The 12,591-nt window shown below is 56.4% G+C and carries 14 protein-coding genes; 5 read left to right on the top strand and 9 right to left on the bottom strand.

From position 1 onward, the window contains the following. The first annotated feature begins 157 nt into the window (after positions 1-157). Positions 158-403, top strand: a complete 246-nt coding sequence (zapB, locus tag WFN61_RS19015; protein WP_103821672.1) for a septal ring assembly protein ZapB — start codon at positions 158-160, stop codon at positions 401-403. A 181-nt stretch (positions 404-584) separates the two neighbouring features. Here the strand turns inward: zapB and rraA are convergent, their stop codons facing one another. The 7 genes from rraA to priA all read right to left on the bottom strand — a co-directional run bounded on the left by rraA (position 585) and on the right by priA (position 8,580). Further along, positions 585-1,070 carry a ribonuclease E activity regulator RraA gene (gene rraA, locus WFN61_RS19010; RefSeq protein ID WP_042394600.1) on the bottom strand — a complete coding sequence of 162 codons (486 nt, stop codon included), beginning with the start codon at positions 1,068-1,070 and terminating at the stop codon, positions 585-587. A 92-nt stretch (positions 1,071-1,162) separates the two neighbouring features. After that, entirely contained in the window at positions 1,163-2,089 is a 927-nt protein-coding gene (menA, locus tag WFN61_RS19005) for a 1,4-dihydroxy-2-naphthoate polyprenyltransferase (protein ID WP_144818817.1), read from the bottom strand. A 67-nt stretch (positions 2,090-2,156) separates the two neighbouring features. Further along, positions 2,157-3,488 carry an HslU--HslV peptidase ATPase subunit gene (gene hslU / locus WFN61_RS19000; RefSeq protein WP_144818815.1) on the bottom strand — a complete coding sequence of 444 codons (1,332 nt, stop codon included), beginning with the start codon at positions 3,486-3,488 and terminating at the stop codon, positions 2,157-2,159. 9 nt (positions 3,489-3,497) lie between these two features. Then, a complete protein-coding gene (gene hslV, locus WFN61_RS18995; protein ID WP_061706448.1) occupies positions 3,498-4,028 on the bottom strand; it encodes an ATP-dependent protease subunit HslV in 531 nt (176 codons plus the stop codon). A gap of 89 nt (positions 4,029-4,117) precedes the next feature. Next, positions 4,118-5,107 carry a cell division protein FtsN gene (ftsN, locus tag WFN61_RS18990; protein ID WP_144818813.1) on the bottom strand — a complete coding sequence of 330 codons (990 nt, stop codon included), beginning with the start codon at positions 5,105-5,107 and terminating at the stop codon, positions 4,118-4,120. A 93-nt stretch (positions 5,108-5,200) separates the two neighbouring features. Next, positions 5,201-6,226, bottom strand: a complete 1,026-nt coding sequence (gene cytR / locus WFN61_RS18985; protein ID WP_144818811.1) for a DNA-binding transcriptional regulator CytR — start codon at positions 6,224-6,226, stop codon at positions 5,201-5,203. A gap of 158 nt (positions 6,227-6,384) precedes the next feature. Next, entirely contained in the window at positions 6,385-8,580 is a 2,196-nt protein-coding gene (gene priA / locus WFN61_RS18980; RefSeq protein ID WP_337039093.1) for a primosomal protein N', read from the bottom strand. A 206-nt stretch (positions 8,581-8,786) separates the two neighbouring features. Here priA and rpmE point away from each other — a divergent pair, with 206 nt between their 5' ends. The 3 genes from rpmE (at position 8,787) to WFN61_RS18965 (ending at position 10,413) form a co-directional block, all read left to right on the top strand. Beyond that, complete coding sequence (gene rpmE / locus WFN61_RS18975) at positions 8,787-8,999, top strand: 50S ribosomal protein L31 (protein WP_042394621.1); 213 nt, start codon at positions 8,787-8,789, stop codon at positions 8,997-8,999. Between the two features lie 287 nt (positions 9,000-9,286). Continuing rightward, a complete protein-coding gene (locus WFN61_RS18970; RefSeq protein ID WP_312273733.1) occupies positions 9,287-9,952 on the top strand; it encodes a hypothetical protein in 666 nt (221 codons plus the stop codon). A gap of 20 nt (positions 9,953-9,972) precedes the next feature. Beyond that, on the top strand, positions 9,973-10,413 hold the full coding sequence (locus tag WFN61_RS18965; RefSeq protein WP_312273732.1) for a WapI family immunity protein: 441 nt from the start codon (positions 9,973-9,975) through the stop codon (positions 10,411-10,413). Positions 10,414-10,428: 15 nt separating this feature from the next. On the opposite strand, the gene WFN61_RS18960 is transcribed toward WFN61_RS18965, so the two are convergent. Continuing rightward, on the bottom strand, positions 10,429-11,301 hold the full coding sequence (locus WFN61_RS18960; RefSeq protein ID WP_312273731.1) for an ABC transporter six-transmembrane domain-containing protein: 873 nt from the start codon (positions 11,299-11,301) through the stop codon (positions 10,429-10,431). 89 nt (positions 11,302-11,390) lie between these two features. Here WFN61_RS18960 and WFN61_RS18955 point away from each other — a divergent pair, with 89 nt between their 5' ends. Then, positions 11,391-11,975 carry a TetR/AcrR family transcriptional regulator gene (locus tag WFN61_RS18955; protein ID WP_312273730.1) on the top strand — a complete coding sequence of 195 codons (585 nt, stop codon included), beginning with the start codon at positions 11,391-11,393 and terminating at the stop codon, positions 11,973-11,975. 119 nt (positions 11,976-12,094) lie between these two features. Here the strand turns inward: WFN61_RS18955 and metJ are convergent, their stop codons facing one another. Next, positions 12,095-12,412, bottom strand: a complete 318-nt coding sequence (gene metJ, locus WFN61_RS18950) for a met regulon transcriptional regulator MetJ (RefSeq protein WP_012133855.1) — start codon at positions 12,410-12,412, stop codon at positions 12,095-12,097. Positions 12,413-12,591: the final 179 nt, after the last annotated feature.

Below are 12,591 nucleotides of genomic sequence, written 5' to 3'. Positions count from 1 at the left end.
TACGGCACGGCAGGGTGTAAACCAGGCGAAGGATGAAAAGTGTTGCAAACCGCAAACTACGCGCCCTGGCGCTGGACAGGGGCGACGGGGCTTCATACAATCGGGGCTATGTTGTGCGCGTTTATATTAAAGCGTCGCCTTGCAATTCAGGAGAGGTATGACCATGTCATTAGAAGTGTTTGAGAAACTGGAAGCAAAAGTACAGCAGGCGATTGACACCATCACGTTACTGCAGATGGAAATCGAAGAGCTGAAAGAGAAAAACAACGGCCTGTCGCAGGAAGTGCAGAATGCGCACCACCATCGCGAAGAGCTGGAGCGTGAAAATCATCAGCTGCGCGAACAGCAGAACGGCTGGCAGGATCGCCTGCAGGCGCTGCTAGGTCGCATGGAAGAAGTCTAATTACGCTTTATCTTTCGCGCCGTAGCGGTGTTGGCTGCACTCTGCCACCCCAGTCACGTAGTTTACTACGCTCCTGGGGATGCCTTCGTTTGCCGCCTTGCTACAACACGAAATCTTTCGCGTAATCAGCAATTTTGAGCGGTAAGTAGGCCGGGTAAGCGAAGCGCCACCCGGCTTTTTATTACTCAATATCGAGCGGATCTTCAGAGAGGATAATGCCGGTGTTATCGGCATAGAGGTGGTCGCCGGAGAAGAAGGTGACGCCGCCAAAGTTCACGCGGATATCGCTTTCGCCAATGCCATCACCTGCGGCACCCACCGGGATCGCGGCAATCGCCTGGATACCGATGTCCAGCTCTTCAAGATCGTCCACCTGGCGCACCGCGCCGTAGACCACCAGCCCTTCCCACTCATTCTGGGCGGCAAGGCGTGCCAGCTCGGCATCAATCAGTGCGCGACGAACGGAACCACCGCCGTCAATCAGCAGGACGCGACCACGGCCATTCTGTTCGAGCAGATCGTAAAGCAACCCGTTATCCTCGAAACATTTCACCGTGATGATCTGTCCGCCAAACGACGACCGCCCACCAAAGTTGGAGAACAGCGGTTCCACGACGTTGACATCTTCCTGGTAGATGTCACAAAGCTCGGAAGTATCGTATTTCATAGGATTTACGTTTAGTTGCTGCGAGAACTGTCAGTATATCGCGCATAATGCATTGTTGGCAAAATCATCAATTGTTAATTGATATTTGTCAGCTAAAGCAGCGTCTTGCTGAGCACAATCCCGACAACAAACAGCAGGTTAGTTAAAAGCGTGCCTTTTACAGTGCGTTCCAGCATCGGCGGCATGGCAGCGGGATCCTGCTCACGCAGGATAAAGCGCGCCTGGCGCACCAGCAGCGGAGCGGCCAGAATGAACAGCCAGCCCCACAGGCTATGCAGGTAGAGCAGATTGAACAGCCCAAAGCAGAGCAGCGCGCCCAGCAGCAGACAGGCGTGATAGCGGCGGGCGTTTACCGGCCCCAGGCGCACCACCAGCGTGTTTTTACCGTTGGCGCGATCGCTGTCGATATCCCGCAGGTTGTTGACGTTTAGCACCGCCGTTGCCAGCAGGCCGCAGGCGGTAGCCGGTAAGAACATCGCCGGGATCAGGGTATGCGTCTGGAGATAGCCGCTGCCCATCACGCTGAGCCAGCCAAAAAAGAGCAGCACCGAAATATCCCCCAGGCCGAGATAGCCATACGGGCGGCGGCCAATGGTGTAGGTAATAGCGGCGACGATCGATAATCCGCCCAGTATCATGAAGCCGATAAAATCCCCGACCGTTTGATACGCAACCAGCACCAGCGTCAATCCAGAGAGGCAGCTGAGGGCGACGGTAACCAGCAGAGCGCGTTTCATCTGCGCCAGGCTGATAGCCCCTTTCTGCATGCCACGTAGCGGCCCGATACGGTCCGGTTTGTCGCTGCCCTTCACCGCGTCGCCGTAGTCGTTAGCCAGGTTAGAGAGGATTTGCAGCAGCCCGGCGGTGGTGAGCGCCAGCACCGCGACCCGCAGATCAAAGTGGCCCTGCCACCAGGCAAGCGCGGTGCCCACCACAATCGCGGCAAACGCAAGGGGAAGGGTCTTTGGACGCAGGCTTTCCAGCCAGGCCTGGGTACGCGTCAGGGTATATTCAGTCATAGGATTCAGCCAATAAAAATGGGGCTATATAGCCCCATCAACAGTAATGAAAACGTGCTGAGCGCGATTATAAGATAAAACGGCTCAAATCTTCATCTGCTACTAGCTCATCCAGGTGCTTGCTCACATAAGCGGCGTCGATTGTCACCGATTCACCGTTCAGATCGCTGGCGTCATAGGAGATATCCTCCATCAGACGCTCCAGAACGGTGTGCAGACGACGCGCACCGATGTTTTCGGTGGTCTCGTTCACCTGCCATGCGGCCTGGGCAATGCGTTTGATACCGTCATCGGTAAAGTCGATGTTTACGCCCTCGGTAGCCATCAGCGCCTTGTACTGTACGGTGACGGAAGCATTTGGCTCGGTCAAGATGCGCTCAAAATCTTCCGTGGTCAGCGGCTGCAGCTCAACGCGGATCGGCAGACGACCCTGCAGTTCCGGGATCAGATCCGACGGCTTCGCCACCTGGAATGCGCCGGAGGCGATAAACAGGATGTGGTCAGTTTTCACCATGCCGTGCTTGGTGGAGACGGTGCAGCCTTCTACCAGCGGCAGCAGGTCGCGCTGGACACCCTCACGGGAGACGTCCGGGCCAGAGGATTCACCGCGCTTACAGATTTTATCGATCTCATCGATAAACACGATACCGTGCTGCTCAACGGCGTCGATGGCGTCCTGCTTCAGCTCTTCCGGGTTCACCAGCTTGGCCGCTTCCTCTTCGATCAGTAGCTTCATGGCGTCTTTGATCTTCAGCTTGCGCGGCTTCTGCTTCTGACCGCCCAGGTTCTGGAACATCGACTGCAGCTGGCTGGTCATCTCTTCCATGCCTGGAGGTGCCATGATCTCTACGCCCATCGGCGCAGCGGCGAGGTTGATCTCTACCTCTTTGTCATCCAGCTGGCCTTCACGCAGCTTTTTGCGGAACGCCTGGCGGGCAGCAGAGGGCTCCTGGGACTGTTCAGCCTGGCCCCAGTTATCTTTCGCCGGTGGGATCAGCACGTCGAGAATGCGCTCTTCCGCCATCTCTTCCGCACGGTAGCGGTTTTTCTCGATCGACTGCATACGCACCATTTTCACAGCGGCATCGGTCAGATCGCGGATAATCGAGTCAACTTCTTTACCGACATAGCCCACTTCGGTGAATTTAGTCGCTTCTACTTTGATGAAGGGCGCATTGGCCAGCTTCGCCAGACGACGGGCGATTTCGGTTTTACCGACGCCGGTTGGACCGATCATCAGAATGTTTTTCGGCGTCACTTCGTGGCGCAGCTCTTCGTCGAGCTGCATACGACGCCAGCGGTTACGCAGGGCAATAGCAACAGAGCGCTTGGCATTGTCCTGACCGATAATGTGTTTGTTCAGTTCGCTGACAATTTCGCGTGGGGTCATTTCAGACATGGGAGATCCTTACGCTTTAGAGTTTAATTCTTCGATGGTGTGGTTATGGTTGGTATAGATGCAGATATCACCTGCAATATCCAACGCCTTCACCGCAATGTCGCGCGCGTTCATGTCGGTGTTTTCTAACAGGGCGCGGGCGGCGGCCTGGGCGTACGGGCCACCAGAGCCGATAGCAATCAGGTCGTTTTCCGGCTGCACAACGTCGCCGTTACCGGTGATAATCAGCGAGGCGTTTTCATCCGCTACTGCCAGCAGCGCTTCGAGCTTGCGCAGCATACGATCGGTACGCCAGTCTTTGGCCAGCTCAACGGCGGCTTTTACCAGGTGGCCCTGGTGCATCTCCAGCTTGCGCTCAAACAGTTCGAACAGCGTGAAGGCATCTGCGGTACCGCCTGCAAAACCGGCGATCACTTTGTCGTTATACAGGCGACGCACTTTTTTGACGTTGCCTTTCATTACGGTATTGCCCAGCGTGGCCTGGCCATCACCGGCAATCACGACCTGGCCGTTACGGCGAACACTTACAATTGTTGTCACGAGCAGACCCCTTTGTTGCAATCAGATGAGTCGCCCCGCACGGTGTACGGGGCAGAATGCAATTATAGATGGGGGAGATTTTGGGGGTTTCAACCCCCGGAGGCGAGACGAATGCAGTTTGCGTGACCAGCCAGCTTCAGGCGGTTGATAGTACCATCGGCGTTATCTTTGCCTTTGACCGGGCCAATTACCACGCGATTCCAGCCGTTGTTGGTGGTGATCCGTGAGTCAAAGCCTTCAAACGCCAGCTGGGCGCGGACGGTCTCCGCCTGCTCTGCGCCTTTAAACGAACCGCACTGCACCATCCAGCGACGCTCATCTTTTTTCTCAGCGGCAGGCTTCGCCGCTTCCGGCTCACGGGTGATCGGGGCAGCCTGCTGCGTTTTCGGCGCGGCGGCAGCGGTATGCGCCGGCGTTTGCAGCAGATCCTGATACGGCTGGCTGTTTGCTGCGGGCTTCGGCTGCTGCGTCTGGCGTGGTGCCTGCGCGCTCTGCACCGTGCGAGTCTGCGGCTGCTCCGTCAGGCGCGGCTGGGTTTTTGGCGCAGCGGCGGCCCATTGCTGCTGGGTCTGCTGCTGAGTTTGCTGCTGTTGCAACTGCTGCACCTGACGCTGGCGCTGCAGAGTCTGCTGGCGTTGAGCAGGCGTCTGCTCGTTCCACGGCACTTCGTTAAGCTGGGTAGGCTGCTGGCGCATATCGGCCTGCATCTGCTCTAACAGCTGACGCTGCTCGTTGGTCAGCTGATCCGGGTTCATCACTTCCCCGCCCGCTGACGGTTCAGTTGGCGCACGTACGCCCGGCTGACGGCTCTCCAGCTCTTTAATATAACGCCAGCGCTCTTCCGGCTTCGGCGGTAGCCCGTTGCCCGTGACCTTCTGGCTCTGCAGGGTCTCGGACTCCTCTTTTTTATGATGGGTAATAAAGTAAAGGCCACCGAGAAAGGCCACCAGCACGGCGGCTGCAATCGCCACCATAGCAGGCGAGACAGCAGGCGTATTACGTTGCTTCTTCCTTGAGGTGCTCGTTTTTCGCCGCGAAGGAGCCGATTGGCTGCGGCGTACATAATCTCGTTGGGCCACTATCGTTTCGCTGTATTCATTCGTTTATTGGGCCGTCATGTTACTTAAGCGACGGGACTTTGACCAGACGCGGAAGTCCGAAAGCAGGCGCTGTTACGTAAGCGCCTGTGTCGACCCGCGCACGATTAATTCGCAATCCAGCAGGCGCGATCCGCTGCTGACTACCTGGCCATGTAGCTGATCCAACAGCAATAGCATCGCCTCACGGCCAATCTCAAAGCGCGGCTGGGCGACCGTCGTCAGCGGCGGATCGCAGAACTGGGCGAGTGAAATATTATCGAAACCAATAATAGACAGATCCTGCGGAATTTTAAGACCCTGCCGTTTCGCGCAGGAGAGTGCGCCAAGGGCCATGACGTCGCTGTGGCAGAATACCGCCGTAGGCGGCTTCGGCAGCGCCAGCAATTGCTCCATGGCACTGCTCCCCGCCTCGTAGGTGAAGTTGCCGCGGGCGATATAGTGCGGGTCAACGGTGATGCCGGATCGGCGCAGCGCCTGGACGTAGCCCTGCAGGCGGTAGTGGCACAGCGGCATCTCTTCCGGCCCGGCAATACAGCCAATCCGCTGATGCCCCTGCTCCAGCAGGTAGTTAACGGCGTTAAAGGCCGCCGTCAGGTTATCGATGTGCACCGTGGGCAGCTCCAGCTCCGGCGCGAACTCGTTGGCCATCACCATCGGCGGCAGGTTGCGCTGCTCCTCAATGCTGGCGTCAAAGGGCAGACGCGAGCCGAGCAGCAGCATACCGTCAATCTGCTTGGTGATGATCAGATCGATGAACGTCTTCTCCTGCTGGTTCTGGTGGGCGCAGTCGCCAATCAGTACCAGATAGCCCTGCTCGGCGGCGGTCACTTCAATACCGCGAATGATTTCGCTGAAAAAGGGATCGCAGATATCCGGCACGATGACCAGCAGCGTGCGCGATTCGTTGCGTTTAATGTTGCGGCCCATCGCCTGTGGCAAATAGCCCACCTCCAGCGCCGCCTGCTCAACGCGATTGCGGGTCGCCTGGGAGACTTTATCTGGGTTCATCAATGCCCTGGACACGGTTGCCGTAGAAACCTTCGCTTTCTGGGCCACATCTTTCATGGTCGCCGCAGCAACCTCTTTCTTAACCTTCAACTCTTTCTCCTCGCATGCCTGGCATAAGCGCAGGCGCATCCCTTATGTGCGACATTACCCACATTTTTAGCAGATCGTTTATCAGTACGGTTACACTATTTTCAGGAAAATTGTGATGGAGGTTGAATTTTTCGATCCGACTCGCATCCCTGGCCTCGCTAACCCTCAATCGGATCCACGTCCAGCACCCACTTCACCTTGCGCGCCTCCGGCAGGGTATTAATCAGCGCCAGCGTGCCGCTGACGATATGCTGCAGGCGAATACGCGAGGGGTGCTGAAGCAGCAGCTGCCAGCGATAGCGACCACCGCGTTTCGGAGCAAGGGCAGGCACCGGGCCGAGTAGCCAGAGATGGCTATCCACCAGCGGGCTGGCCTGCAGCAGATTGCGCAGCTGCTGCAGAAAGAGCGGGGCCTGCTGGTTGTTATGATCCTCTGCGCGGATGATGACATGGCTGGTCCACGGCGGCAGCTGTAGCGTCTGCCGCTCTGCCAGCGCCTCTTCGGCAAAAGCATCATAGCCTTTATAGAGCAGGGTTTGCAGAAGCGGGTGCTCAGGGTGGTGGGTCTGTAAAATCACCTCCCCCTGTTTGCCCGCGCGTCCGGCACGGCCGGAGACCTGGGTGTAGAGTTGGGCAAAACGCTCGGCGGCGCGGAAGTCAGCCGAGAACAGCGCTCCGTCGACGTCCAGCAGCGCCACCAGGGTGACGTCCGGGAAGTGATGCCCCTTCGCCAGCATCTGCGTGCCGATCAGAATACGCGCGCCGCCACGATGCACCTCTGCCAGATGCTGCTCCAGCGCCCCTTTGCGGCTGGTGGTGTCACGATCGATACGCGAAATAGCCACGCCAGGAAAGAGAGGCGTGAGCGCCTGCTCAAGCTGCTCCGTGCCCAGTCCCACCGGGACCATATGCGTGGAGCCGCAGGCGGGGCACTGGCGCGGCACCGGGCGCTGGCTGTCACAGTGGTGGCAGCGCAGCTGGTGCTGGGCCTGGTGTAGGGTGTAGTAGTGATCGCAGCGCGGGCACTCGGCAATCCAGCCGCAGTCGTGGCACAGCAGCGCCGGAGCAAAGCCGCGACGGTTGAGAAACAGGATCACCTGGTTATTGGCCTGCAGATGCTGGCGCATCCGGCTGATTAATGCCGGGGAGAGACCCGCCTGCAGCTGCTGACCTTTGAGATCGAGCACGTGCTGGTTAGCCGGTCGCGCGTTGCCTGCCCGTCGAGTGAGGCGCAGCAGGCGATACTTCTTCTGCCGTACGTTGTGCAGGGTCTCCAGCGCAGGCGTGGCCGAGCCGAGGATAATCGGGATCTGCTCGCTGTGGGCGCGGTAGACCGCCAGATCGCGAGCGTGGTAGCGCCACCCCTCCTGCTGTTTATAGGAGCTGTCATGCTCCTCGTCGATCACAATGACGCCGAGGTTTTTAAACGGGGTAAACAGCGACGAGCGGGTACCAATCACAATCGCCGCCTCGCCGTTCCTGGCCTTCAGCCAGCTGCTCAGGCGCTCGCTGTCGTTCAGCCCGGAGTGGAGCACCTCTACCGGGGCGTTAAACCGCTCCCGGAAGCGGGCGATGGTCTGCGGCGTCAGGCCAATCTCCGGCACCATCACCAGCGCCTGCTTGCCCTGGGCCAGAATATTCTCCAGCACGCTCAGGTAGACCTCGGTCTTCCCGGAGCCGGTCACGCCCGCCAGCAGCCAGGCGGAGAACGTATTGGCCTCGCTGTGAATCGCCCCCACGGCCGTGGCCTGCTCGGTGTTGAGCCGCAGGCGCTCGCCGCTGACGGCGTAGCCTTCGCGCCAGTCGCGGGGGACGGGCGCTTCGCTGTTCAACTCGCACAGGCCTTTGTTGCGCAGCGCCTGGAGCGCCGCATCGTTAAATTCCAGATCCGCTACCTGATGTCGCCAGATCTTCCCCTGGCGCAGAGCAGAGAGCGCCTGCTGCTGCTTTGGCGAGCGCTTCAGGCTGTTGATATCCACCGCCTGGCCCTGTTCAGTGGCGAACCAGTACCAGAGCGGTGCGGCGCTGGCGGGCTTCCCCTGGCGCAGCAGCACGGGCAGGGCGTGAAACAGCACGTCGCCCAGCGGATGGTGGTAATACTCCGCTGCCCACAGCAGCAGTCGCCAGACCGAGGGGGAGAACACGGGCTCACTGTCCAGCACCTCCGCCACGCTCTTAAGCTCGGCCAGAGGCAGCTCGCTCTCGTCGCTTACCGCGACCACGATGCCCACCCGCTGCTGCTTGCCGAACGGCACGCGCACGCGGCAGCCCGCACGGGCAGACAGATCGGCGGGCAGCAGATAGTCAAAGGTGCGGGGCAGCGGGACGGGTAGGGCAACGTGAGCAACGGGCATTTTTTTATCCATGCACTTGAAATTGGCGGGATAGTATACACATTGTAAGAAGGCAGATGCGGATCTGTTTGCATACGGCGGTTAATTTCTGTATGATTCGCCGCCTTTGGTGTTGCATTCTGCCGCCAGAGCTTAAATTAATTATCTCGCATGGTGTCCGGCGTTAGGGCTGGAAGAGCGATGCGGCCTTAACTGAGGTTTCTCCCATGAAAAAAGGTATTCACCCGAATTACACTGCGATTACTGCAACCTGTTCTTGCGGTAACGTGATCAAAACCCATTCAACCGTGGGTCACGATCTGAACCTGGACGTGTGCGGCGCTTGCCACCCGTTCTACACTGGCAAGCAGCGTGACGTTGCTACCGGTGGCCGTGTTGACCGCTTCAACAAGCGCTTCAGCATCCCAGGCAGCAAGTAAGAATCCGCTGCTTAGAAAAAACCGCCTTCGGGCGGTTTTTTTGTGCCTGAATGTTGCCCATCATTATTACCCATAATTTAATCTGCTCGGTGTTCACCCATTTGCTGGGCTGGCTAATCATGAGCATAAGCACTTTCCCTCAAAAAATTTTTCAGTGAACAGGATTACACTCAGAATGAGTAGTACGTCAGATTGCAGTTTGCTGACAGATGGACAGGGAGTTAGCGAGAGCGCTCGTTTTATCTTCCTGTGCACTAAAAGAGCTAACATACAAAGAGGGAATGCGAATGATTTTAGGAGCGGCAGAAAGGCATGAACCAGGACGGTATTACACTTTTGAGTCAAGATTACCCCAAGGGGAGTTCTTTGAGCTTCGACCACATCATTTACCGCGTAATGCTCAACCAATATTAGATGAGACAAGCGGCATTTGTATTGGATACACTGTGGTCCAATCTCCTGGCCTTTGGCAAGTTTATGACACTCACGGTCATTTTGTTCGGCTTGAAGAGGCCCCGCTTGAAACCCCCTTAATTGATCCAACAGATATTGCGCTGCTCGCCTTTGGTGTCTTCCGCATTTTCCGTACTGGCAGCGCCTTATTTGAGGCTGGCACAAAAACCGCTATTACAGCTAAACTTAGCCAAAGCACCATTTTATTTTTACGAACCAGATTTAAGCTTGGCTTGTCAGCACGTAATTTGAAAATGACCGAAACGGCTGCCAGGCACATGTTGGAACCGGGTCGGTATGTTCCTTTGTATATTCAAGAAAAAGCTATTCGCTACGGTAAGCGCATGGCCGATCCTCGTAAGATTAAAGGACTGTACAGATACGAAATTGAGATGTACAAGCTATATCGTAAAAAAGCCGCTACTGAGTATAAAAAATACACCCTGGAAGTTGTGGTAAGGGAGTCTGACTGGACGATTACCCATTTCATGTATTTTTGAATGATGATAGGAGTCTATCGATGTTCGATATTAAAAATGAAGAGCTTACTTTTACAGTATCTCCTTTTGAGAGAGTTATTGATAACGAAATTGACCCCGAGCATCATCGTTGGGATTGGATTAAGTCTTTTATTGAATTTTCAGTTCCGGGCCTCACCGCACAATTCCAGACTGAGTTTACAGTAGGTGAGTTACAGACGCTGCGTAAGCAGTTTTCTGCTCATTATGATGCACTCATCACCCGACGTGAAATAAAGCCCTTTGAGTTTCGCAGCGAACGGTGTCAGCTGAATATGATAATCAGAAAAATGGCTGGCACTGACAGTGTGATTATCGAATATGAGCTTCGACCGGAAGCACATGCTGATAGTGTTCAGGTCAAAGGTGATTTTAGTATTAACGAGAGCTATTTCGCCGATATTTTGAAGCGGTTGGATGAAATGATTGCATGGGTTTCTTAGATGAATACTGCGGGTTTACACCAGCCCCGTATTCACCCGCTTGCCAATATCGCTAAGCTTTGAGTACTTCTCAAGCAGCTGCGGCGCATCGTCCAGGCTCATCACGAACATCCACAGGTAAGTTATTACCGAGTAGATGTGGCCCGCTTCAAGATGGGGTCTGAGGGTTAACATGGTTATCGCTATGCCAAACAGCATTGCACTGCCGATACCGATGGCAAGGTAGCCCCACGCCTCACGGTCAGAAAGACGAATGCGCAGCCGGGCCATCAGCAAGTAGTGGCGCGTCAGCGTTTGCTCTCTCGCCACGCCAACAAATCCCACCTCTTTCTCGAGCCGGTTATTAAGCCGGAACCAGAGCGCATCATTGACCTTCACGTAGCGGGGAAGCAGGGCGGCAAAAAACACGACCATCAGCAGCGCGCCCGCGCCGACAACCGGCTCCAGAGCGAACAGCATCAGCGCCGCACCGACGATGGAGATCGATGAGGTCACCAGCACCGGCATATGGGTCTCAAAGAAATCCACAAACTCACGGGAGAGGGTGACGCGAGCCGCCACGGTGGAGTGCGCCTGCTGATGGCTGCGCTGGTGCAGTATGACCGGCACGGCAAGCTGGGCATAGATGCGTGAGAAAGTGCGCGTATCGACGCTGCGTCGGGCTGCGCCCACTGCCCACATACCAAGCACAATCAGGGCATAGACCAGCGCCTTATGCAGATTGCCCGCCATCATGGCGTTGATGGCAAAGCCAGCAAATAGCGGATAGGTAATGAGCAGAATGTTCTCGGCGAGCACCAAGGAAAAGGTCCAGATCAGCTTTTTCGCATGGAGAACGGTGAGCTGGCGCAGGGTGCCCCAGGCCGTTGAGGATGATGTTTGCAGCATGGTATTTCTCAGATAATATAGGAAATAGAGCGATCGCTCTATTTGCGATGAATTTACTTGAGCAGTCGCTCAAAGTCAATAAGGTGAGTATGACCCGACAACCATCTGAACAGCGGCGTGAGGCAATCTTATCTACGGCTATCGCGCTTTTTCGTACCAAGGGATTGCTGCAAACATCGACCCGGGACCTGACCGAAGCGCTGGGGATCTCACGCAGCCATATCTATCACTACTTCCCTAACTGGCAGGCGCTGTGCGTGGCCGCGCTGGAGTACTACATGCAGCAGGACTGGCAGGAAGCGAGAGATGAACTGGCGGAGATGGAGCCGGAGGCCGCGCTGAAACGGCTGACCGAGTGGTTTTTGCCGGACGAGGTGGATCCAGACTGGCTGATCTATGCCGATGCCTGGCAAATTGCGGCTCGGGATGAGGCGTACAAGGCGCTAGCGCAGAAAGTGACGGTGGAGTGGAATGGTTTGATTGAGCAGGTCATTACGCGAGGATGCCAGACGGACGTGTTCCGCTGTAAAGATGTCGCGCAGACCGCCCGGCTACTTGGCGGAACGATCAATGGCTATGCCGATATGGTCTCTCTCGAACCCAGCGGCCACAGCCGACAGCAGGCGCTGGCGGATATCGATACCTTAATCAAGGTGTTGTTGCAGCTGACATAAGCCCGGCGGCGTTCCACTTGCCGGGCCTACGGGATAGAGCGATTTGGTAGGCCGGGTAAGGCGACAGCCGCCATCCGGCGTATCACGTCCAGCAAAAAGGGGCCGCAGCCCCTTTTCCATTAGTATTCCCATGTGTCCGGGTCGATGCCCAGCTCGCGCATGATAATCTTCGCCTCTTCAGGGATTTCGTCGCTGCGCTCTTTGCGCAGGTCTTCATCGTTCGGCAAAGGCTGGCCGGTGAACGCATGCAGGAACGCTTCGCACAGCAGCTCGCTGTTTGTGGCGTGACGCAGGTTATTGACCTGACGACGGGTACGTTCATCGGTGAGGATCTTTAACACCTTCAGAGGAATGGAAACCGTAATTTTTTTTACTTGCTCACTCTTCTTACCGTGCTCAGCGTAGGGGCTGATATATTCGCCGCTCCATTCAGCCATGAGATACCTTAATCCTCTTTCTCATTAATAAATGGCCAAAACCCGACTTACCGCAGGGACAGGGCCGTAATCTCGCGTAGTTTACCGTAGAGACGCCACCGTGACACGGAGTATTGGCTCCGGGGATGTGCGCTAATGCAGATAATTTTAACGGTTATTCGCGGTTTGCTCAATCTATA

Origin of the sequence: Pseudescherichia sp. AS216, assembly GCF_037152055.1 — a bacterium.
GTDB lineage: Bacteria > Pseudomonadota > Gammaproteobacteria > Enterobacterales > Enterobacteriaceae > Pseudescherichia.
Note: the sequence above shows the minus strand (reverse complement) of the source record. Positions and strands in the feature narration are given on the sequence as shown.